The organism is Candidatus Pseudothioglobus singularis PS1 (genome assembly GCF_001281385.1).
Lineage (GTDB): Bacteria > Pseudomonadota > Gammaproteobacteria > PS1 > Pseudothioglobaceae > Pseudothioglobus > Pseudothioglobus singularis.
The window spans coordinates 1,054,100-1,077,154 of record NZ_CP006911.1; the positions used below are offsets into that span (position 1 = coordinate 1,054,100).

General features: G+C 38.2%; 24 protein-coding genes and 1 tRNA gene. 7 read left to right on the forward strand and 18 right to left on the reverse strand.

Features of this window, described 5'->3' with window-relative positions:
- Positions 1-58: 58 nt before the first annotated feature.
- From W908_RS05370 to W908_RS05405, 8 genes are all read right to left on the reverse strand, one after another.
- Complete coding sequence (locus tag W908_RS05370) at positions 59-1,684, reverse strand: peptide ABC transporter substrate-binding protein (RefSeq protein WP_020024136.1); 1,626 nt, start codon at positions 1,682-1,684, stop codon at positions 59-61.
- A 148-nt stretch (positions 1,685-1,832) separates the two neighbouring features.
- A tRNA-Lys gene (locus tag W908_RS05375) sits at positions 1,833-1,908 on the reverse strand.
- A gap of 51 nt (positions 1,909-1,959) precedes the next feature.
- Positions 1,960-2,256: an HU family DNA-binding protein gene (locus W908_RS05380; protein WP_053820252.1), complete on the reverse strand. Its 297-nt coding sequence runs from the start codon at positions 2,254-2,256 to the stop codon at positions 1,960-1,962.
- Between the two features lie 28 nt (positions 2,257-2,284).
- Positions 2,285-3,958: a 30S ribosomal protein S1 gene (rpsA, locus tag W908_RS05385; protein ID WP_053820253.1), complete on the reverse strand. Its 1,674-nt coding sequence runs from the start codon at positions 3,956-3,958 to the stop codon at positions 2,285-2,287.
- Positions 3,959-4,044: 86 nt separating this feature from the next.
- Positions 4,045-4,710, reverse strand: coding sequence for a (d)CMP kinase (gene cmk, locus W908_RS05390; RefSeq protein WP_053820254.1), 666 nt, complete (start codon positions 4,708-4,710; stop codon positions 4,045-4,047).
- 27 nt (positions 4,711-4,737) lie between these two features.
- Complete coding sequence (gene lysS, locus W908_RS05395; protein WP_053820790.1) at positions 4,738-6,231, reverse strand: lysine--tRNA ligase; 1,494 nt, start codon at positions 6,229-6,231, stop codon at positions 4,738-4,740.
- 7 nt (positions 6,232-6,238) lie between these two features.
- Entirely contained in the window at positions 6,239-6,901 is a 663-nt protein-coding gene (locus tag W908_RS05400) for a tetratricopeptide repeat protein (RefSeq protein WP_053820255.1), read from the reverse strand.
- Positions 6,902-6,920: 19 nt separating this feature from the next.
- On the reverse strand, positions 6,921-7,364 hold the full coding sequence (locus W908_RS05405) for a cytochrome c-type biogenesis protein (protein ID WP_053820256.1): 444 nt from the start codon (positions 7,362-7,364) through the stop codon (positions 6,921-6,923).
- A 36-nt stretch (positions 7,365-7,400) separates the two neighbouring features.
- Between W908_RS05405 and W908_RS05410 the strand changes: the two genes are divergently transcribed.
- Together W908_RS05410 and W908_RS05415 are read left to right on the forward strand one after the other, a co-directional pair.
- Positions 7,401-9,251, forward strand: coding sequence for an ATP-binding cassette domain-containing protein (locus tag W908_RS05410; protein ID WP_053820257.1), 1,851 nt, complete (start codon positions 7,401-7,403; stop codon positions 9,249-9,251).
- Positions 9,244-9,789: a haloacid dehalogenase-like hydrolase gene (locus W908_RS05415; RefSeq protein ID WP_053820258.1), complete on the forward strand. Its 546-nt coding sequence runs from the start codon at positions 9,244-9,246 to the stop codon at positions 9,787-9,789. Before W908_RS05410 ends, W908_RS05415 begins: the two co-directional genes overlap by 8 nt.
- On the opposite strand, the gene W908_RS05420 is transcribed toward W908_RS05415, so the two are convergent.
- Positions 9,786-9,965, reverse strand: a complete 180-nt coding sequence (locus W908_RS05420) for a hypothetical protein (RefSeq protein ID WP_053820259.1) — start codon at positions 9,963-9,965, stop codon at positions 9,786-9,788. The genes W908_RS05415 and W908_RS05420 overlap by 4 nt on opposite strands.
- Positions 9,966-9,974: 9 nt before the next feature.
- Positions 9,975-11,768, reverse strand: coding sequence for an excinuclease ABC subunit UvrC (uvrC, locus tag W908_RS05425; RefSeq protein ID WP_053820260.1), 1,794 nt, complete (start codon positions 11,766-11,768; stop codon positions 9,975-9,977).
- Between the two features lie 38 nt (positions 11,769-11,806).
- On the opposite strand from uvrC, the gene W908_RS05430 reads away from it, so the two are divergent.
- From W908_RS05430 to hisD, 4 genes are read left to right on the forward strand one after another with little or no spacing between them, the layout of a single operon-like run.
- Positions 11,807-12,445, forward strand: coding sequence for an MlaC/ttg2D family ABC transporter substrate-binding protein (locus W908_RS05430; RefSeq protein WP_053820261.1), 639 nt, complete (start codon positions 11,807-11,809; stop codon positions 12,443-12,445).
- 4 nt (positions 12,446-12,449) lie between these two features.
- Positions 12,450-13,709 (forward strand): UDP-N-acetylglucosamine 1-carboxyvinyltransferase, encoded by a 1,260-nt coding sequence (murA, locus tag W908_RS05435; protein WP_053820262.1) that lies wholly within the window; start codon positions 12,450-12,452, stop codon positions 13,707-13,709.
- A 26-nt stretch (positions 13,710-13,735) separates the two neighbouring features.
- Positions 13,736-14,353 (forward strand): ATP phosphoribosyltransferase, encoded by a 618-nt coding sequence (gene hisG, locus W908_RS05440; protein WP_053820263.1) that lies wholly within the window; start codon positions 13,736-13,738, stop codon positions 14,351-14,353.
- Complete coding sequence (gene hisD / locus W908_RS05445) at positions 14,323-15,648, forward strand: histidinol dehydrogenase (protein ID WP_053820264.1); 1,326 nt, start codon at positions 14,323-14,325, stop codon at positions 15,646-15,648. The genes hisG and hisD overlap by 31 nt, the downstream gene beginning before the upstream one ends.
- Here the strand turns inward: hisD and W908_RS05450 are convergent, their stop codons facing one another.
- From W908_RS05450 to ffh, 8 genes are all read right to left on the reverse strand, one after another.
- Positions 15,649-16,428 carry an ABC transporter ATP-binding protein gene (locus W908_RS05450; protein WP_053820265.1) on the reverse strand — a complete coding sequence of 260 codons (780 nt, stop codon included), beginning with the start codon at positions 16,426-16,428 and terminating at the stop codon, positions 15,649-15,651.
- Between the two features lie 69 nt (positions 16,429-16,497).
- Complete coding sequence (locus tag W908_RS05455) at positions 16,498-17,397, reverse strand: DMT family transporter (protein ID WP_082345017.1); 900 nt, start codon at positions 17,395-17,397, stop codon at positions 16,498-16,500.
- A gap of 78 nt (positions 17,398-17,475) precedes the next feature.
- Positions 17,476-18,330 carry a DMT family transporter gene (locus tag W908_RS05460; RefSeq protein WP_053820266.1) on the reverse strand — a complete coding sequence of 285 codons (855 nt, stop codon included), beginning with the start codon at positions 18,328-18,330 and terminating at the stop codon, positions 17,476-17,478.
- Between the two features lie 10 nt (positions 18,331-18,340).
- The gene (locus tag W908_RS05465; protein WP_053820267.1) at positions 18,341-19,222 is read right to left on the reverse strand and encodes a DMT family transporter; all 882 of its coding nucleotides are present in this window, start codon (positions 19,220-19,222) and stop codon (positions 18,341-18,343) included.
- 48 nt (positions 19,223-19,270) lie between these two features.
- On the reverse strand, positions 19,271-19,858 hold the full coding sequence (locus tag W908_RS05470) for a DUF6580 family putative transport protein (RefSeq protein ID WP_053820268.1): 588 nt from the start codon (positions 19,856-19,858) through the stop codon (positions 19,271-19,273).
- A 34-nt stretch (positions 19,859-19,892) separates the two neighbouring features.
- A complete protein-coding gene (locus W908_RS05475; RefSeq protein WP_053820269.1) occupies positions 19,893-20,267 on the reverse strand; it encodes a DUF4430 domain-containing protein in 375 nt (124 codons plus the stop codon).
- A 119-nt stretch (positions 20,268-20,386) separates the two neighbouring features.
- Positions 20,387-20,755, reverse strand: a complete 369-nt coding sequence (locus W908_RS05480) for a nuclear transport factor 2 family protein (protein WP_053820270.1) — start codon at positions 20,753-20,755, stop codon at positions 20,387-20,389.
- 42 nt (positions 20,756-20,797) lie between these two features.
- The gene (ffh, locus tag W908_RS05485; protein ID WP_053820271.1) at positions 20,798-22,201 is read right to left on the reverse strand and encodes a signal recognition particle protein; all 1,404 of its coding nucleotides are present in this window, start codon (positions 22,199-22,201) and stop codon (positions 20,798-20,800) included.
- 59 nt (positions 22,202-22,260) lie between these two features.
- Between ffh and W908_RS05490 the strand changes: the two genes are divergently transcribed.
- A complete protein-coding gene (locus W908_RS05490; protein ID WP_053820272.1) occupies positions 22,261-23,049 on the forward strand; it encodes a cytochrome C assembly family protein in 789 nt (262 codons plus the stop codon).
- Positions 23,050-23,055 lie beyond the last annotated feature (6 nt).

Below are 23,055 nucleotides of genomic sequence, written 5' to 3' on the forward strand. Positions count from 1 at the left end.
AACAAAAAAAAGCACCACACAATAACTGTGTGGTGCTTTATTTTTTTAGAACTAAAGGTTACTTCGCAACTTTATAAAGGTTACGAGAGTATACGTTCTGTTCTACGTTGTTATAAGGCCAACCTTTAACATCAGTCTTAAGCATAAATACACCTGCATAGTGATAAATTGGAATCACTGGCATTTCATTTGCCAAGATCTCTTCAACACGAGTGTAATTAGATGATGCATCATCCATAGTTCTAGCATCTAACATTAGAGCGTCTACTTCAGCATTACTGAATTTACCATCATTGTAGCCAGATGGTGAAGTTAGTAGATCTAGGAATGTTGAAGCTTCGTTATAGTCACCACACCATGCGCCACGAGCTAACTCAAAACCTTGAGCACCACGTGTTTTCAAGAATGTTTTCCATTCTTGATTCGCCAAAGTAACTTGAGCACCAAGCACTTCCTTCCACATTTGTTGAGCTGCAATTGCGATCTTCTTATGTCCTTCAGAAGTATTGTAGATGTACTCAAAGCTCAGTGGATTATCAGCACCATAGCCTGCTTCGGCAAGAAGCTCTTTTGCTTTAGCTTCACGCTCATCTTGAGACATTTGGCCAAATGCTACAGGAGGAACTTCAAAACCAGCAGTTGCACCAGGTGTGAATGTGAACGCATTAATTTGCCCTGCTTGCAAGATTTTTTCAGTAATTACTGAACGATCAATTGCATGTGCAAGAGCTTGACGAACTCTAACATCTTTAAAAGCCTCTGGACCACTATCAGACAAGTTAAAAGTCATGTAGTAGTTACAAAGTCTTGGGAATGATGTTGCTTCATCAGGATAGTCCTGCTTCAAGCGAATGTATTGACCTGAAGGCACTGTACCTTTGTCAAGTTCATTAGCTAAATAACGAGTAAAGTCAACATTTTCGTCATTAATCACAAGAGCGACAACCTTTTCTAGAATTGTATCATCATTATTCCAATACATTGGATTACGCTCACGAACTGAACGTTCATTAGGAATATGCTCTGTTAAAACGTAAGCACCATTAGACACAATATTTTCTGGCTTAGTCCAGTCATTTCCTGAAGTTCTAACTATCCATTCAGGTGAAGGAAAGGTAGAAGAGTGAGTCGTCATTGCTGCAAAATATGGCAATGATGAAGTCAATCTTACCTCAAGCGTGTGATTATCTAATGCAGTAACACCTAGAGTCTCAGGTGCAGCATCGCCCGACATTACGTCACCAACATTTTCAAGTGCCATAATTTCTGCAAACCATGAATATGGTGAAGCGGTAGCAGGATCAGCAAGACGTCTCCAAGCATAAACAAAGTCATGTGCAGTTACAGGGTTACCATCTGACCACATCGCGTTATCACGAAGTGTAAATGTATAAACATCCTTTGCATCATTAGTTGAATAACCAGTAGCAACACCCGGAACAAGATTTCCATCAGCGTCTTGATTCATTAGACCTTCAAAAAGGTCACGAACAATGTCAGCACCTGACACGTCTTCAACAATTTGTGGGTCTACCGAAGTAAATTCGTCCAACAAACTATAAGTAAATGTCTGGTCTTCGGCAAGAGTTTCTCCTGTTACTGGATGTGTCGCTGCAAATACTGCTGATGAAGCAAACAAAGCCAATACGAAACCCGTAGCCAAAGATTTTGGCAAATAGTTCATATTTCTCTCCTTAATATTAAAAAAAACAAAAACCCTTCATATTTAAATGAGGATAAAAGAAGTTTATACTTTTTTTATAGACTAAGGTTATTTTTTGAAGAATTTCAGAGACAAAAAAGCCTGAATTAGTTCAGGCCTTTAAATAATATGGTGGGGCGTGAGCGACTTGAACGCTCGACCAGCGGATTAAAAGTCCGATGCTCTACCAACTGAGCTAACGCCCCATATAAAAACGAGAAATTATACTGAACTAAAGTTCATTAATCAATCGTAAATTAGCCTTTATTAACTGCTTCTTTAAGTAACTTTCCAGGCTTAAAAAATGGTACAAATTTTTCAGCAACTTCCGTCTTTTGGCCAGTCTTTGGATTAATACCAAGTCTACCTTTTCTGTGTCTTTTTTGGAAACCACCAAATCCTCGTACTTCAACACCCTTACCTGAGACAATTGCAGAGCTTATTTCTTCTAAAATAATTTCAACGGATTGTTTAGCTTCAGAACGAGTAATTTTAACTTCTTTTGAAATAGCTTCAATGAGATCGATTTTTTTCATATAAAAAGTTGCTGCCATGCCTTAACATAGCAGCTATCGTGTTTTTTTATTTATCTTTGGCTTCTTTTAATAAATCACCAAGTGTTGAGCCAGAAGATTGTGATGATTGACTATTGTAGTCTTCCATAGCAGCTTTCTCTTCAACGGAGTCCTTAGCCTTCATACTTAGGTTTACTTTTCTTGTTCTCTTATCAATTAAAGTAATAGCAACTTCTACTTCCTCTCCTTGCTTAAGAACTGTAGAAGCATCCTCAACTCTGTCTTGTGAAATTTCAGAGGCCTTTAGATAGCCTGTAATACCCTCAGCTAAAACAATAACAGCGCCCCTTGCATCGACTTCTTGAATCGTTCCTTTTACAATCGATCCCTTAGAATTTGCAGTTGCATATTGTGAAAAGTTATCTGACGTTAATTGCTTAATTCCTAGTGAGATTCTTTCTTTCTCAGCATCTATATTAAGAATAACGACATCAAGTTCTTGACCTTTTGAGTATGTTGAAACGACTTGGTCAGCAGATTGCTTCTCCCAAGAGATATCAGCTAAATGGATAAGTCCATCAATTCCACCAGGAAGTCCAACAAACAGACCAAAGTCAGTAATAGATTTAACAGTAACATTAATCATATCGCCCTTATTGTGAGAAGACTCAAAAGCCTCCCAAGGGTTCTCTTTAGCTTGTTTCATACTTAATGAAATTCTATGCTTTGACTCTTGAACATCAAGAACAACAACGTCAACCTCTTGTCCAAGCTTCACAAACTTAGAAGGTCTAGCATTTGCATTAGTCCAATCCATCTCACTCACATGAACCAATCCTTCAACGCCCTCTTCGATTCTTACGAAAGCACCATAGTCAGTAAGATTAGAAACAACACCTGAAACTTTCTTACCCATAGGTAGACGCTCAGAAATATTATCCCAAGGACTTGGCGTTAACTGCTTGAGTCCAAGCGATACTCTCATTTTCTCTTTATCGTAACTTAGAACTTTGACAGTAATCTTGTCACCGATGGAAAGTTTTTCAGATGGATGGTTAACTCTCTGCCAAGAAATATCAGTGATATGAAGTAGGCCATCAACACCGCCTAGATCCACAAAAGCACCATAGTCAGCAAGGTTCTTAACAATTCCCTCAACCTCTTTACCAGTATCAAGATTCTCAATAAGAGCCTCCCTATCTGCAGAGTTAACTTCTTGCATAACTGCTTTTCTAGAAATGACGATATTATTTCTAACTTCGTCCATTTTAATAACTAAAGCTTCAATTTCTTGCCCTAATAGGAAGTCGAAATCTTTAACAGGACGCACATCCACGAGTGAGCCAGGTAAGAAAGCTTTGATGACACCAATATCTACTGTCATTCCACCTTTTACTGATCCTGTAACAATTCCTTTGACGACTTCTTTTGAGTTCATTGCAGCTTCAAGCTCTTGCCACATCTTAATGCGTTTTGCTTTCTCGCGTGATAGAAGCGTATGGCCTAAACCATCATCAATAGAGTCAAGGGCAACTTCAACCACATCACCTTCAGTGATTTCAAGTTCGCCTTTGGCATCTTTAAATTCATTTAATGAAATAAAACCTTCAGACTTCAAACCAACATTGATAATCGCTTTTTCGCGATTCATGCTGACGACTGTTCCCATTAATAGGGCGCCCGGTTTTACGTTTTGTTGTATTTCGCTATTCTCAAATAGCTCTGAAAATGATTCTGACATATGTTCTCGATGTTGACCGGTAAATATTAAGTTATATCGGTTTAAACTTAACTCTTATCGGGTTAATTAAAAAAAGGTTTGACCGCTCAAACCTTAACTAGTGTCATTACTTTTGTAACGACTTCATTAATCGTCAGATTTGATGTATCTATGATTAATGCATCTTTAGCTGGCTTAAGAGGAGAGTGTTTGCGACTTGCGTCTCTTTCATCTCTTTTCTTAACCTCATCTAAAGTGTGCGAAATGTTACCAGCAATGCCTTTGTCTTGCAACTGTTTTAGTCGTCTTTTAGCTCTTTCCTCAACATTTGCCGTTAAAAAGACCTTAAAGGGTGCGTCTTTAAATACAACGGTGCCCATATCCCTTCCATCAGCAACTAACCCAGGCAGTTCTTTGAACCTTTGTTGTCTGATTAGAAGTGACTCTCTAAGAGAGCCAATCAAGGCAAATTTTGAGGCCAGTTCAGCAGTTTTCTCTGTTCGCAGTTCGGATGAAACTTCGACATTATCTAGATAAACACTGAGCTTCTTATTTTCTGGATCAGATACAAACTTAAGATTTAAATTAGATGCCAAACTCAATAACGCCTTAGTATCCTTAATTGTGATGTTTCTTTTAGAGGCTGCTAAAGCGAATGCCCTATAGATTGCTCCTGAATCTAAAAGATTCCAGTTCAACGTTGAGGCAACAATGTTTGCAACTGTCCCCTTTCCTACGCCACTCGGTCCATCTATAGTTAAGACTGGAATCATAATTACAAATTAACACTCGCGCCTAAATCACTTTTCATACTCAGGCCTCATATGAGGAAATAGCAAGACATCTCTGATCGATGCTGAATTAGTAAACAACATAACAAGGCGATCAATGCCTATCCCCTCTCCCGCTGTTGGAGGCATTCCATACTCTAGCGCTCTAATATAGTCAGCGTCATAATGCATAGCTTCGTCATCACCCGCATCCTTCTCACTCACTTGGTCTCTGAACCTTTGGGCTTGATCCTCTGAATCGTTGAGCTCTGAGAACCCATTTGCAATTTCACGACCACCAATAAACAATTCAAAACGATCCGTTATAAAAGGGTTGTCATCGTTCCGGCGAGCTAGTGGGGAAACTTCAGTTGGGTATTCAGTAACAAAGGTAGGCTGAATCAATTTTTCTTCAACTGTGGCCTCAAAAATTTCTATTTGAATCTTACCCAGACCCCAACTATCATTAATGTGAATACCGAGAGATTTTGCAGTCATTTTAACATTATCTTCTGATAAGTCAGAGATTGACATGGTTGGATTATATTTCAGTATTGAGTCAACCACACTAAGACGATCAAAAGGCTTTGAGAAATCAAACTCATAACCTTGGTAATTAATAATATTCGACTTACAAACATCTGAAGCAATACCCCTTAATAACTTTTCAGTCAAATCCATATAGTCATGATAGGTAGCGTAAGCTTGATAGAATTCAGCCATTGTAAATTCAGGATTATGTCTTGGTGAGAGCCCTTCATTCCTGAAGTTACGATTAATCTCAAACACTCGATCTAAACCGCCTACCACGAGTCTCTTAAGATAAAGCTCAGGCGCAATTCTTAGATATAAATCCATATCCAAAGCATTGTGATGTGTGATAAATGGTTTGGCCGCAGCGCCGCCAGGAATGACCTGCATCATTGGCGTCTCAACCTCCAGATAATCATGCTCAATAAAGAACTGCCTGATATAAGAGATGATTTGAGATCTAAGCTTAAAAACCCTTCTTGAGTCCTCATTCATAATTAAGTCAACGTATCGCTGACGGTAAATTGTTTCTTGGTCAGATAAGCCATGAAATTTCTCTGGTAAGGGCCTTAGAGACTTCGTTAGCAATCTTATGTCGTTGACTCTGACAGAGAGTTCGCCTGTCTGCGTTTTAAAGAGAGTACCAGAGGCGCCAACAATATCGCCAATATCCCACTTCTTAAACTGTTCATTATAAAAACCATCTTCAAGCTCATCTCGTGTAACGAAGAGTTGAATTTGACCAGAGGTATCTTGAAGCTGCACAAAGCTTGCTTTGCCCATGATCCTCTTCAGCATGATGCGTCCAGCAATTGTCACTGATTCTTTAATATCTTGAAGCTCTTCATTAGAATTTTCATCAAACTTAGAGTGAATATCTAAAGCTAAGTTGAGCGGCTTGAAGTCATTGACATAGGGGTTACCAGCTTCTCTCAGCAAAGCTAATTTTGATTTTCTTTCAGCTATCAATTTGTTTTCGTCTAGATCGCTCACATTTATCCTATTGTTTTTTTGATTGTTCAATTTCTTCTTGGGCCAGTTTTTTTGCTTTAGCAAAATCTTTTTCAGATAATTTACTTTTACCTAGTCGCTTATATACTGACCCACGATTATAGTATGCCTGATAAAAATTATTATCTAAATCAATTGCAAACGTTAAATCCTTAAGTGCCAATTCATCTTTTGCTATTTTAGAGTAAGCATTACCCCTATTATAGTAAGCTGCAATATATTCTGAATCCAAAGCAATTGCCTTAGAGTAGATTTCAATTGAATCAAAACTCTTATTGAGACGATCATAACAGTTTCCTAAGTTGTTAAGGGCGCCTGCATCCTCAGGCTTAATTTTGAGTGCAGATTCAAAAAAACTAATCGCTTCATTAAAATTTTCCTTCTCTTGCTCCATATAAGCCAAACAAAAGAATGCTTCAGAGCTATTAGGGTTTGCCTTTATGGCTTTAGCCATACTCTCATAGGCAAGATCATTATTACCTTGTTGAAGATGCAAATTACCAAGATTGAGTTGCGCATTGGCTGATAACTCTTGTGTAACTAAGGGATGATTTAAAAGCTCATTCCAAGATTGAATTGCAAGAGAGAGTTGCCCATCCTTTTGATTTGAATAGGCCTTTATAATTAAATCACTGATTTCATTTTCACTCATATAAGATTCACTTATTAAACTACTTTAATAATTTTTTAGCTTTTTCAATGTCACTCTCGCTGATGGCTTCTTTATTAGACTTTTGTCGAGTTGATCGAAACAAGTAGAATAAAGAGAGAAGCAAAGCTATAAGAGGTGCAAACCATAATAGATAGGTCTTTGGACTGACTGGAGGTTTATAGACAACAAACTCTCCGTATCGCTCGACCATGAAAGAATAGATTTCAGAATCAGATTGATTGTCTAATATCATCTCACGCACCTTCCCCCTCAAATCTTTCGCAAGGTCTGAGTTTGAACCCCCAATGCTCTGGCCTTGGCATACTGGGCAGCGAATATTTTCAATCAACTCAGTGTATCGACTTTCCTGTTTAGTGGTTTCAAAGTCACTGACTTCAATACTTTCAGCGAAAGGCGCTTGAATAAGTAAAAGTCCAATTACAAAATGAATAAAATAACGCATTAGTAAAGCTGTTATTTAAAGTTTCAATTTTAACTTATGCCACTTATAACCTTAGACAATATTTCTCTTAGATTTTCTGAAAAAGTGATCCTTGATGAAATCAATGCAACCATTCATAAAGGTGACAAGATTGGTCTCATTGGTCGTAATGGCGAAGGCAAGTCTACTTTTTTAAAAGTCCTAGCTGGAATAGTGGCAGCTGATGATGGCGATCTTAAGATTCAAAATAGTACAAGAATTAGCTATTTAGAGCAGCAGCCGCCTGAAGATAACGACAATACACTTTTCAATATTGTTGCACATGGGCTTGGAGAGAGTGGAAAAATTATTTCAAAGTATCATAATGCTTTAAAAGATGGAAATATTTCTGAAAGTTCTCAACTACAAGAGCAAATTGAGAGTCAAGATTTGTGGCCTTATTTACATAAAATTGAAACTGTCTTAAATCGATTTAAGCTTAGTGCAGATTCATCCCTATCAACTCTCTCAGGGGGATGGAAGAGAAGAGTAATGCTTGCAAAAGCGATTGTCCAGGAACCAGATATTCTTTTGCTGGATGAGCCCACTAACCATATGGACATAACGGCGATTCTTGATTTGGAAAAAATGCTCAAAGATTTTCATGGAACTTTAATTTTGATCAGTCATGATCGCTCATTTGTTAAGGGAATTGTCAATAAGATCTTTGATTTAGATCGTGGCAATCTATCTATATTTGACTGTGGCTACCAAGATTACCTTAAACGCAAAGAAAATTTGCTTAATAGTGAGGAGCTTGAAAATGCAAGGTTTAATAAAAAGCTCGCTCAAGAAGAAGCTTGGATTCGTCAAGGAATCAAAGCACGAAGAACTCGTAATGAAGGAAGAGTTAGGGCGCTTGAGGCTATGCGTAAACAATTTTTCAGTAAACGAAAACAGCAAGGAAACGTCAAAATACATGCGCTAGAAGATGAGAGGCGCGTTTCTAAAATAGTTTTTGAAGTTAAAAATATTGACTTCTCAATGGAAGAGCTTGAGCTTGTAAAGCATTTTTCTCTTCTCGTTTTAAAAGGTGAAAAAATTGGAATTATTGGAGGCAATGGGTCCGGTAAATCGACCTTAATAAAGTTGCTTCTTGGAGAGCTTCTTCCTAGTGAAGGAAGCATAAGGCGCTCAAAAACGATTCAGCTTGCCTACTTTGATCAAATGAGAGAGTCGCTTGATCCTAACATAAAGGCTATGGATTTTGTCTCTGGTGGTAAAGACTATATTGATATTAACGGAAAAAGTAAACATGTCATTGGCTATCTCAGACAATTCCTATTTACAGGTAAACAAGCAATGGCGCCTATCAAAATGTTCTCTGGTGGTGAGAAAAATCGGTTAATGCTCGCGAAAATTCTGTCTCAACCAGCCAACCTTTTAGTGCTTGATGAGCCTACCAATGACTTGGATGTGGAAACGCTTGAACTTTTAGAGGAGATGCTGGTTGATTATGCAGGCACACTGATCCTAATATCACATGACAGAACCTTCTTAAATAACATCGTCAGCTCCACCATCGTGATGGAAGGTAACGCTGTTATTGAGCAGTATTCTGGGGGCTATGATGACTACATACTTCAAAAAAATGAAAGATTAAATGATAAAGCTCCTAAACAGTCTATTACCAAATCTAAATCCAAAAAATCTTCTCAAAAGCTCTCCTATAATGATCAGCAACTATTAAAATCTTTACCTGAGAAAATTGAAGACTTGGAAAATGAGATCACGATGGCGCAAAAAATGTTGTCAGATCCAGATTTTTATCAAAACCCAGATGCTCAAAATTTGACAATTAAACTCAGCAGTATGGAAAAAGAAATAGGTCAGCTTTATGATAAATGGAGTGAATTAGATAATGGATAATAGCAATGTGCCACTCATTGTTGATCTTGATCACACACTAATTGACACCGATTTATTGTTTTTATCGTCATTGGGTGTCCTATCAAAGAGGCCCTGGCTGATTGGTCATTACTTATTCTGGTTATTTAAAGGGAAAGGTTTCTTAAAAGATCAGCTTGTTAGACGATTTGAAATTAACATTCCTGAACTGCCTTATAACGAGAGCGTTATAAGCTACATTATGGAACGCAAAAAAGAGGGCTCTAAAATTTTTTTGGCAACTGCCTCACACAAAAATTATGCCTTTGCTGTTGCTAAACATCTCAAATTTTTCGATGATGTTATGGCTACTAACAAAGACTTCAATCTCTCAAGTCAAAACAAGGCAGATACGTTAGTTAATCGATTTGGTGAGAAAAACTTTGACTACATGGGAGATCATATGAGGGACCTTCCAGTATGGGAAGTGTCCAGACTATCCATTATTGTGAATGCGACAAACCGAATCATTACAAGCACAATGCATCTTAAAACCTTTGTGTTATCCAGTAAAGCTTAAGACCCTTCTACCAAATAAGATAGTCCTGATAGAACCAAAAAAATCACAAAGGTAGCGCCAAGAACATAAGTTGCAATTTTTGATAATGAAACATTTTTTCCCATGACGCGCGTGTTGAATAACCAAATCAAATAACTAACAACGAGAGCAGCGATTAAAAGTCGGAGTATAAACATAAATTCAATTTATTTCTTTAAAGATTCTAGTATTTTAGTCGCTAATTTATAATTAATGCCAACTACTTTTTGAAGCTCATCTAAGCTTGCATTTTCTATTTCTTGAATACCGCCAAAGTGATTTAATAGTGCACTTCTTTTATTTACACCAACCCCCTTGATGGACTCCAAAGAAGACTGAGTTCTTTTTTTAGCTCTTTTCTTGCGATGATTTTTGATTGCAAACCGATGTGACTCATCTCTGATATGGTTGATTAAAAGGAGAGCGGGATCAAATGGCGGAAGAGAAATTCTTTTTACTTTGTCATTTTCAACGGTGATTAAAGTCTCTAGCCCTGCTTTTCTGCCCTCGCCCTTAGCAACACCGACCAGCAGAACTGAGTCAATTCCAATAGAATTCATAACCATGATGGCTTGGTTAAGCTGACCCAGCCCGCCATCAATAAAAACAATATCTGGCATCTCCTTTTTAGAATCTAGTAGACGAGAATACCTTCTAAAGACAGCCTGATTAATCGCTGCATAGTCATCGCCAGGGGTTATATCTTTGATGTTGAACTGTCTGTACTCACTAGTCTTGGGTAATCCTTTTTCAAACACAACACAGGAGGCAGTCGTCGCCTCTCCCATGGTGTGACTGATGTCAAAACATTCCATCACCTCAGGTAGTGAATCTAGTGCTAAGGTTTTTTGAATCCCCTCAAGCTGCTTCTTTTTTGTATACTTAAGTAAAAGGCGCTGCTTTAAATTTTCTTTAGCGTTTAGAGTTGCCGTTTCCAAAAAAAGTTTTTTATCAATCTTTGGCTTATGGATAAGCTTTGTCGATAGCCCAGACTCTAAAAGAATTTTATCCCCCAGCTTGTGGCTTATGACAATCTCCTTTGGCGTATTTTTACCTAAATAATAGAGCGGTAAAAAAGCGCTTAGGACTCTTTCACAAGAATCTTTTTTTGCATTTTTTGGAAAGAATGTCTCGTTACCAATTTGTTTTCCTGAACGAACAAAAACAATCTCAATGCAGTGCACCTCAGCATCTTTTAAGATGCTGACAACGTCCATATCGGATGTAAATTGTGAGCTGTGCTTTTCTTGAATTGTTCTGAGGCTGATAAGCTGATCTCTGTATTTTGCAGCGGCTTCAAAATCAAGATCAGTAGAGGCAGACTTCATTTTTTTGGATACCTGATTGAGAAGCTTTGTTGACTTGCCATTTAAAAATAAAGAGACCAATTCAACATCCTGGTCATACCTTTCGTCAGAGATTTTTCCAACACATGGGGCGCTGCATAATCCAATTTGGTACTCGAGACAGGGGCGCGACCTTGCCCTGTAAAAACTGTTACTGCATTGCCTTACCTTAAATATTTTTTTTAAAAGAACTAGAGCATCTCTTGCTGCATATTTAGATGGATAAGGGCCAAAGTAGTGGTAGTCTTTATTTTTCTTGCCTCTAAACATCCCTAAACGGGGATGCTTGTCGTTACTAATATAAATATAAGGGTAGCTCTTTGAGTCCTTAAGAAGAATGTTGTACTTTGGCTTAAACTGTTTAATAAGATCATTCTCTAAAAGAAGTGCTTGAGTTTCAGTTTTGGTAATGATGATTGAAAAATCATCAATATTTTTTTGGAGTAACTGTGTTTTTTCGTCTTGGTTTGACTTTGCAAAATAATTTGAAACACGATTTTTTAGGTTTTTTGCTTTGCCAACATAGATAACTTTTCCTGATTTATCAAGCATCTTATAGACGCCAGATTTTTTTGAAAGGTTTTCTAATTTAATTTTTAAATTTTCGTTTTTCATTTCAATAATTTATTTCACAGTTATAGTACAATAACTACATGAAATTTGTCCTTAATATTTTAAAGGCATTCCTGATCAGTTTTCTCTTTATCGGGGTAACACATGCCGCAACTAACTGCCCCTCAATTTCTCCAAAATTAGCTGGTGATGGTCCAACAGAACAGGTTGAGGCTATTCTGAATGATGTTGTCTGCTCTTTTATTGAACTTCACAATCAAGACAACGAGACATTAACATCAACCTTAAATTTAACTAAAAAGAAAATCATCCCATATATTGATCTTGAATATAGTACTGAACTTGCTCTTGACAAACACTGGAGTCTGCTTGATAAAAAACAAAAGAAAATATTTGAAAGGGATATTAAGAACTCATTAATTCAAGACTATGTGCCCTATCTTGTTGATTACCCAGATTGGGAAAATATCAATATTGTTGTAAATGAAAACTTTAGTCAAAGAGAGAATTTTGCTAATGTTAAACTTCTAGTATCTATTGAAGATAATAGCTACCCTTTAACTATTATTTTAAAACTTAAGAAATCTAATAGATGGAAGATTTATGATTTAGACATTCAATCAGTCAGTCTTATTGACATTTTTAAGATTGGTTATGACTCCAAAATTAAACGTCAAGGTATCGAAAGACTAGTTAATAAAATGCTCTCTAATTCCTAAAGAAATGTATAAATTAGTTATCAATGGAGGCACTCCCTTAAAGGGTAGTATTAAAACCTCTGGCTCAAAAAATGCAACATTACCTATCTTTTTTTCATCGATTCTTGCTGATGAACCACTAAAACTTTCTAACACTCCTCAGCTTAGTGATGTTTCAACTACTCTGAGGCTGCTCATGGATATGGGGTCAAACTTTGTTTTGGAAGAGGATGGATCGATATTTATTGACTCTTCAGCACTCACTAATTTGACCGCTGAATACTCACTCGTTAAAACCATGAGAGCATCAATTTTAACTCTTGGACCCATGCTTGCAAAATACAAGAAAGCGAAGATATCTCTCCCTGGAGGCTGCGCTATTGGAACGCGTCCAGTCAACCTTCACCTTGATGCTTTAGAAAAAATGGGTGCAACGATTGAGGTTAAAAATGGCTATATTTATGCTTCTACTAAAGGTCTCGTTGGCGCTCAAATAAATTTTGATCTAATATCTGTAACAGCTACTGAAAATATAGTTATGGCGGCCTCTCTTGCTAAAGGCATTACTACAATTAATAATGCTGCGCAAGAACCTGAGGTAACCGATCTTATTCGCTGCCTTAAAAAAATGGGCGCAAAAATTTCAGGTGAGAATACCTCGACTCTTGTGATTGAAGGTGTTGATATTTTAAGCGGCGTAGAATATGCTATTTGCCCAGATCGAATCGAAGCTGGCACTTACCTCGTTGCAGCGGCTATAACAGGCGGTAAAATTACGGTCAACAATATTGAACCAGATGCCATGCGCGCTGTTATAGGTAAACTGATTGAAACTGGTGCAGATATTCAAACCAATCAAAACTCTATTAAGCTTGATATGAAAGGAAAAAGGCCTTATCCTGTCAATATTCGAACGAGCGCGTATCCCAACTTTCCAACCGATATGCAGGCCCAATTCATGGCGCTTAATTCAATTGCTGAGGGAAGCAGCACCATTACAGAAACGATCTTTGAAAATCGCTTTATGCACGTTCCTGAGCTAAGTCGTATGGGAGCCAACCTCAAACTAGAAGGCAACACAGTGGTTTGTAAAGGGGTAAAATCTTTGTCTGGCGCAAATTTGATGGCTACAGACCTTAGAGCTTCTGCCAGTCTAGTATTGGCTGGACTAGCTGCTCAAGGGTCTACAACAATCGAGCGCGTCTATCATCTTGATCGTGGCTATGAGATGATTGAAGAAAAATTTAAAATGCTAGGTGCAGATATTGAACGCGTTCAGCACTAGAATAACAAAACAACTAGATAATAACTATGTTAACGATTGCACTATCGAAAGGTCGTATATTAGACCAAACTCTGCCTCTTCTTGAGAAGGCTGGAATCAGCATTTCAAAGAGTGAGCTGGAGAGTAGAAAATTAATTCTAGATACTAATCTTAATGACGTTAAAGTGATTGTGATTAGGGCGAGTGATGTCCCTGTTTTTGTTCAGCACGGGGCTGCTGACTTTGGTATTGCTGGAAAAGATGTCTTGTTAGAGCATGGTGCAAATGGAATTTTTGAGTTGCTAGATTTAAATATCTCTAAATGCAGACTCATGGTTGCCTCTAAAAAAGATCAAGACTTAAATAAGAGCACTCTGAAGGTTGCGACAAAGTATGTCAAATCAGCAAAAGAGTATTTTTATAGGCAAGGCAAACAGGTTGAAGTCATTAAGCTATACGGTGCTATGGAGCTTGCGCCTATTGTTGGACTATCAGACTGCATCGTTGATCTTGTAGATACTGGAAACACTTTAAAGGCAAATAATTTAGTTCCGATTGCATTAATACAAAAAATCAGCTCTAGACTCATTGTGAACTCTGCTGCTTTCAACACAAAACACAAAGAAATTAAGCTATGGATCCAAAAAATAAAGCAAAACTTATGATTAATAAGTTGTCCTCTAAGGATCAAAATTTCACTGCTCAGCTCAAAGCATTAACGTCTTGGGATCAATCTTCCAATGAAGAGATAAACAGCACAGTTAAAACAATTATTGGTGACGTTATCAAAAATGGTGACCAATCTGTTTTAGATTACACTCAAAAGTTTGACTCTGTCTATGCGGGATCTATTTCTGAGCTCGTTATCTCAAAAGAGAGACTTAAAGAGTCCTTTGATAATTTAGATGAGGAGCAAAAAACAGCACTCTCTTTAGCAGCTGATCGCATCAGGTCTTATCACCAAAAGCAAATTCAAGAGTCATGGAGCTATACTGAAGAGGATGGAACCGTTTTAGGTCAAAAAATTATTCCATTAGAGCGAGCTGGTCTCTACGTTCCTGGAGGAAAAGCTGCCTATCCATCTTCTGTCCTTATGAACGCTATACCGGCAAAAGTAGCCGGCGTTAAAGAGCTCGTCATGGTTGTTCCAACACCCAAAGGGATTATTAATGAGCTTGTTTTAGCTGCCGCTTATGTCGCTGAGGTTGACCTTGTATTTACAATTGGAGGCGCTCAAGCCATCGCAGCACTCGCTTATGGAACTGAGACAGTACCCAAAGTAGATAAGATTGTTGGCCCGGGAAATATCTATGTGGCCTCAGCAAAGAGACACGTTTTTGGTCAGGTCGGCATTGATATGATCGCGGGCCCTTCAGAAATACTGATTATTTGTGATGGTTCAACGAACCCAGACTGGATTGCAATGGACCTTTTCTCGCAGGCTGAGCATGATGAGGATGCTCAGGCAATCCTTCTATGTCCAGACAAAGATTTTATAAGTCAGGTTGAAGAGAGTATTAAAAAGCTTCTTCCTTCAATGGATCGAGCAGAAATCATTAGATCTTCACTGAAGAATAGAGGTGCTCTCATTCTTACTAAAGACATTGCTGAGGCGATACAAATCTCCAATAGCATAGCGCCAGAGCACCTTGAGCTTTCAGTCGAGGACCCTGAGGGTATTGTTGATCAAATCAAACATGCTGGTGCAATCTTTATGGGCCAGTACTCTTCTGAAGCACTCGGAGATTATTGCGCCGGAACAAACCATGTTCTTCCAACATCAAGTACTGCAAGATTTTCATCGCCGCTTGGAGTCTATGACTTTACAAAGAGGTCTAGCATCATTATGGTTTCAAAAGATGGTGCTAATAAACTTGGTAAGACTGCTTCAACGCTGGCTTATGGTGAAGGCCTTCAGGCGCATGCGCTATCGGCTCTTTATCGAACAGACAAAGAGTAGCTAGCCAGGCATTGCTTGGTAATAACCGTTTTCTTTAATGACCTTGATTGGCCAGTCAAAAAGGTTGGTCAGGTTAGCATTCGTTAAAATTTCATCCTTGTTGCCATCGTCGATAATTTCACCCTCTTTTAAAAGAATGACTCTGGTTACCTCGGGCGGTATTTCATGAACATGATGCGTTACCAAGACCACTTTTTTGCCCATACTGATGAGCTCTCTTATGATTTCAAGATACTGAAAACAGGTACTCATATCTAGGCCACTTGTAGGCTCATCGAACACTAATACGGCAGGATCATTGACTAGAGATCTTGCAAGCAAGAATTTTCGTTGCTCTCCTGTAGACATCGAAGAGAATGCTCTATCTTGCAAATCAAATATAGACAATAGATCCATCACCTCTTGGGCTCGATTTAATTTCTCATCTTCAAATTTTTGGTGCTGCCATATCCCGTCGCTCGAATAAAAACCAGAGAGAACAACATACAAACCAATTGCACACTCAGAATAACCATGCTGAAGGTGCTGGGAGACGACGCCAAGGTTTGATCTCAGGTCGTCAACATTCCACTTGTCTTTTTCAAAAATCTTAAGACTGCTCTTTGGATCTTCAACGATGTAAAGTTCTCGATTTAAGAGCTTAAGGAGGGTTGTTTTGCCAGAGCCATTTGGACCTAGAATGACAGTGCTTTGACTTTCGTCAATCGTTAAAGAGAAATTATCAAGGACCTTATTTCTTCCTTGAAATACCGTTATGTTTTGAAGATCGATAATATTCATCAATTTCCACTATTGTATTAAACACAAAGAAGCTGGCTAATCATACCATGAGAAATAGTTTTTCTTAGATTAGCTTTTTTTAAGGCTTAAACGAGGCAATAACTGAGATAAGAACATTCCAGAAAGCATTAATCCACAACCGATAAGACCTTTCATTGATAGGTTTTCATCTAATATGAGCCAGCCACCAAGAACTGCAAAAGCTCCCTCTAATCCCAATATGATAGCGGCGTGAGATGATTTAGCGTGCTGCTGAGCAACAACCTGAAGCGTATATCCAACCCCAATTGACATAACTCCAGCATAAAGCAGTGGAATTGCAGTATCGACAATCATCTGCCAAGTGATCACTTCGATAGCAATTGCAATAAAGAAACTCAAAACGCCCGAAACAACATATTGAATCAGGGAAAGCTTTAAAGGATCCATTCTTTTAGCAACATAGCCCACGACTAAAATATGTGCAGCAAAGAAAACAGCGCATATAAGCTGAAGCAAATCACCGCGTGCAATACTAAAGTCATCATTGATACTTAGAAGATAGAGCCCTATGACTGCTATAAATGCACCCAACCAAGTTCCAGAGCCAGTTCTTTGACCAAAAAAGATGCCAATCAGTGGTACAAAAAAAATGTACAAACCAGTTATAAAACCGGCTTTTCCAGCAGTTGTATACTGAATTCCAACTTGCTGAAAACTTGAAGCTAAAAATAAAAATAATCCAGCAATTGTGCCTGCAATTAATAATTTCTTAGTTGATGTTTCCTTGTTTGTAGGAGTCTTATTTTTCTTTGACAGATACCAGACCAATGGAAATAAAACAGCTGAGCCTATAAAGAATCTAGCAGCATTAAAAAGAAATGGACCCATCGTCTCCATGCCTTCTCGCTGCGCAACAAATGCAAATCCCCATATTGCTGCTGCAAGAAGCATAATGAGATCGGCCCTAATTACTTTATTTTTTATCATTAGTCTTAGTTAAAGAATTGAATGTTAAGCAGTCATGCATTTTAGTCAAAAATAAATGACCTATCATTCTATTTATTACTAACCTTTATCCAGATTATTGGAATACCAAGAATGTATAAATAATGTTAATAGCACTATAAAGCCACCAATTAATGCACTACTTGAAGGCTCTTCACTAATGATTAACCATCCAGCTACAATTCCAAAAATTGCCCCTAACGGCATAAACATTCCTACTTCGGTTGCCGGGATATACCTGCCCGCACTTGTAATCAAACTAAATGATAAAGCCTGCATTACGCCCATTGCAAAAATATAGATCATAGCATCAAAGCTCAATATCACTGCTTCAATAAAAACCAAGGCAACCACCGACTGAACGAGCCCATTAATACCCATAGCAGGAATCATACTTATATTTTTATTTTTTCTTATAAGAGTAAAACCAGTCGCACCTAAAGTTACAGAAAGAAATGCCAGTAGATTTCCATAGAGATTTGAACCCTTAGTCTCTCCGCTCATCACAATATAAATTCCAATGACAACAATAACCATTGAAATCCAAGTAAAAATTCCTGACTTTTCTCTTAGAATGAGCCATGAAATAACCGCAATCATCATTGGCATGATGCTCACAATAATGAGCGTACTGGCTATTGTAGTGTGTTGAATTGAAAACACAAATGTCACACTTCCAAGGCCTGTAAGGATGCCAATGAATATGCCGTCTTTACCTATTTGCTTAAATTCATCAACAGCTTTGGAGCCTGAAGTCATCAAAAGAATAATAAGAACGCCAATTGCGAAAAAAAAGCCACGCCAAAAAATAATTGACCAGCTGTCTGCATCAGCTAAACGAATTAAGACGCCATCAGGTGTTAATATAAAAACACCAAGAAAAGCCATCAACATGCCTTTTAAGTGAGCAGACATCTAACAGTCCCTAGATTTTTTCAAGTTTATGAGCTTGCTTAGTGCTATACCAGGAATGCAAGAATAAGGTAACAATAACGATAGAGCCTCCAATGAGAGCATTCATTGTTGGCTCCTCTTTAATGATATACCAAGCAATCAACGAACCCAGAACAGTCTCTAAAGGCATAATCATTCCAACTTCAGCAGCAGGCATATACCTTGGCGCAATGGTAATTAAACTAAAGGAGATTGAAAGTATTACGCCCATTGCAATAATGTAAGAAACTACTTCTTTGGGGATCGCTATTGTATTGGCCATAAAAACAGCTATTATTGCTGCAATGAGACCGCCAATGGCATTCACAGGAACCATATTGATGTCTTTATATTTTCTAGTCAGCGTAAAGGTAAAGCCCATCATCACAGCAGTGATAAGAGCGAAAAAGTCACCCACAAGGCTCTTACCACCAACACTGCCACTCATCACAATATAAATTCCAATAAAAACAATAACCATTGCAATCCAGGTCACCAGGCTTGACTTCTCTCTAAGCAAGACCCACGCCACAATTGCAATCATGATGGGGCCCGTACTGATAATAACGAGAGCATTTGCAATCGATGTGTAGACAATAGCAAAGACAAAGGTTCCTGTACTAATGCCTGAAAAGAAACCAATTAACAAGCCACCCTTTCCAATATTTTTGAATTCTGATATGGTCTTGGAGCGATACTTTAAAAAGACCAGTGTCGAGACTCCAACTGCATATAAAGCGCCTCTCCAAAAAAGCACCGTCCAACTATCAACATCAGGGGATGCATCCTCGACTAATCTAATTAAAACTGAATCAGGGCTGAGGATGACTACCGCAAAGATAGTCATTAAGAGTCCTTTTAAATGATTACTCATAGCATCAATTTGATCAATTTAAAAAATAATTGATCAAAACAAAAAACTTTAATTAAAAATTAAAGAATCTTTCTGATTGAAAATTTGCAAATTTGAGTAGTTACGCAAAGCCAAGTAAGATCCAAAAATTGCGCCTGACCAGATGAGATCTCCAGCAATTGTGTTTTGGAAAAAAGGAATCGCCATCGTATAGCAAAGAACTAAGCCTTCAAATGTTTTTGCGTACATCGGAGAGAACGCCCAAACTGCAAAATTGGTTGCTATAAAGAACACGCTTGAGCTCGCAAGAGCCGCACCCGCTATTCTTAAGACACCTAGCTTTTTTTGAAGAAAGCTCTTAAATACAATTGGAAACAGTAATGCCAAATAAACAACAAACATGGACTTAGAGCCAAACCATTCTGCAGACAATGTTCCAAAGGCAAAGTAATCACATAGAAGCATTGTTACCACTACAGCAACAACGGCCATATATCTCTTAACGAAAATGAAGCCTGCAAAAAGTGCAATCGCCGCCATTGGCGTAAAGTTTGGTGGATGCGGAAGCAGTCTTCCTGCAACACCTAGGGCAATTAAGACTGCCAAAATAACTAAATAACTAAAACCTGAGTTAAGTTTATAATCTTGATTGTCCATCATTTCTCTCCATTAAATTTGAAACAATAATATCTTAAAAGTCTTCCATATTCAAGCGAATAAATGTGTCGTCTAAAAGAATCACATCTTGCGCTCCAACCATCGACATCGAGCCGTTCACATATAAAGCCCAATAGGTATTTTCAATAGCCTCAACTCCGCCCATAGACATGATTTGTGGACCATAGCTTGTATCTTTCACTCCTACAACAACTAACTGCTTAATAGCTTCATAAGCATTCAAACCTTTTTCAACCATCTTGACAGCTGTTAAATTGATCCTGTCATCTGCAGTAACTGCCAAGGTAAGCTGGACCGATTCAGGCGACTCGTCGGCATAAGATACCGAAGAGAACATTGAAAAGAGGCCTATCAATAGAAATGTTAAGATTCTGAGATTTAGTTTCATCGATTCACTAGGCTAAACAATTTGTCGAATTTTATATCAAAAACGATAAACTACAAGATGCATCAACAAAAATAATTCTAGCCTTACCCTTGATTTCTTAATAGTTCAGTATTTGTTTTCTATTCTTTTTCTTCTTTTTCTAAATGCCAAACCTTTGAAACAATCTTCCAGCCATTCTGACCTTTAACAAATGCTAAATGATCAACAAAAACATTCTTGTGTGTTTGGATTCTAATTTTCACTGAAGAACTAATAGGAGATAAGTAATCAATCATTAGTACTTCTGATTTCATGATTTGTCCAACACTTGCCGGCGAAGTTCTCATTGAAAGATCTTCTAAAAAACTATCAATTGTTTCTACAAAAATATTTCCATTATCTGCATCAAAAAGACTTGATTCAGGGTGAAAAACTTCTTTCAATTTAGATACATCACACTCATGAATTCCTTCAAAATACAAATGAACTGCTTCTAATAAATCTTTCATTTTCTATTCTCTATGCGCTCTTATTTTCAGAATAAATTTGAGCTAGAAAGGAAATTTCTTATTACCAAAGCCAGGCATCTTTGACATATCAGGCATACCGCCCTGCCCCTGCATATCGCCCATCTGCTGCATCATCTTTTTCATCTTACCGCCCTTCATCTTTTTCATTGTTTTTTGCATCTTTTCGAACTGCTTCAATAATTTATTGACATGCTGAACATCGGTCCCAGAGCCATTCGCAATTCTCTTTTTGCGGGAACCTTTAATTAAATTGACGTGGTTTCTTTCTTTAGGCGTCATTGAATTAATAATAGCAATCATTCTGGAGCTCTCAGAGTCACCAATCACCTGATTTTTAACGCTTTGCGGAATTTGCCCCATTCCAGGAAGTTTATCCATCAAAGCGCCCATTCCGCCCATCTCCTGCATCTGCATCAACTGATCTCTCATATCATCAAGATCAAATCGGCCTTTTGCCATTTTTTGGACATTTTTTTGGGCTTTCTTGTGATCAACCTTCTTAGAAATTTCATCAACAAGAGAAAGGACATCTCCCATTCCAAGTATTCGAGAAACAATCCTATCTGGATGAAAAGGTTCTAGAGCATCCGTTTTCTCACCCACACCCATAAATTTAATAGGCTTGCCGGTGATGTGTCTCACTGAAAGCGCCGCACCACCTCTGGCATCACCATCCGTCTTCGTGAGGATGACGCCCGTCAATGGGAGTTTATCTGAGAATGCTTTTGCAGTATGAGCAGCATCTTGACCGGTCATTGAATCAACAACGAATAGTGTTTCAATCGGATTGACTTTCTTTTGAAGTAATTGGATCTCTGACATCATCTGCTCATCAATCGCAAGTCTGCCTGCGGTATCGACTAAGAGTACATCGTGAAACTGAGATTGGGCTTGCTTTTTAGCATCACTGACTATTTTTTCAGGCTTGTCATCAATCGTTGATGGGAAAAAATCAACATCGATCTGCTCTGCAAGAACTTTCAACTGTTCTATCGCTGCAGGCCTGTAGACATCTGCACTTACAACAAGTACTTTCTTTTTTTGCTCCTCTTTAAGGAACCTAGCAAGCTTTGCAATGGACGTTGTCTTACCAGAACCCTGAAGACCCGCAACCATGACTACGGCTGGTGGCTGAGTTGAGAGGTTTAAGGATTCGGTTTGACCACCAATAACATCAGTTAACTCCGACTCGACTAGCTTGACAAAGGCTTGGGATGGGCTGAGTCCTTCACCTACCTTAAGACCCACCGCTTTGGTTTGAACACGTTCAATGAAATACTTAATGACATCAAGCGCTACATCGGCCTCAAGAAGGGATCGTCTGACTTCACGAATAGCCTCTTTAATGTTGCCTTCAGATAATTTATTTTTGCCTTGAAGGGCCTTAAAACTATTGGATAGACGATCTGTTAAATTATCAAACATTGCTTTCTAGCTCTTTGAAATATCGTATTATATAATCTTTTGCAAAGACAAAGCTAGAGATGCCTTTACTACACACTCTACCATTTATTGCTTATTTGCTCGCTGGGCTTCTTCTGACTCGCTATTTTCTGCTAGACACAGTGACAAGCCAACATCGATTAGTCGTCAATTTAATGCTCTTAGTCGCTGTCTCCTCGCACGGATACATACTGTTTGAAATGTGGCAACATAACGGCGTTTTTTTTGGGCTCACTGTGAGTGTTTCTTTTGTAGCATGGGTTGTAGCAACGTTATTGTTTCTAACATCCTTCACAAAACCGATTCACTCTTTGGGAATGCTGGTATACCCACTCAGCGCTATAGCTGTGATTGTCTCCTTTTTGCTTCCTGGAAGTGAAGGAAAGCTCCTTTCTATTTCGATTGCTGCGCATGTTTTTTTATCAATCGGAGCCTATGCCCTTCTAGCTCTTGCGGTTGGTCAATCAATCCTTTTGAGTATTCAGGAGCGCCTGCTGCACGAACATAACTTCAACACCTTTGTAGACAAACTTCCAGCACTTCAAACCATGGAAGACTTTCTCTATCAGACGCTAAAGATGGGTTTTTTACTGCTTACACTCTCATTAATATCGGGTTACCTTTATATTTCTGATTTCTTCACCCAGCAGCTGACCTACAAAACAATCTTATCAGTCATGGCTTGGATCGGTTTTGCTGTCATTTTATTTGGCCACATGATCTTTGGATGGAGAGGAAAGCTCATTGTCTTATCGACCCAGGTTGCCTTCGCGGTTCTCGTCTTATCTTATTTTGGTACGAAGTTCTTTATAGAGTTTTTAGCAGCATAATGTTAG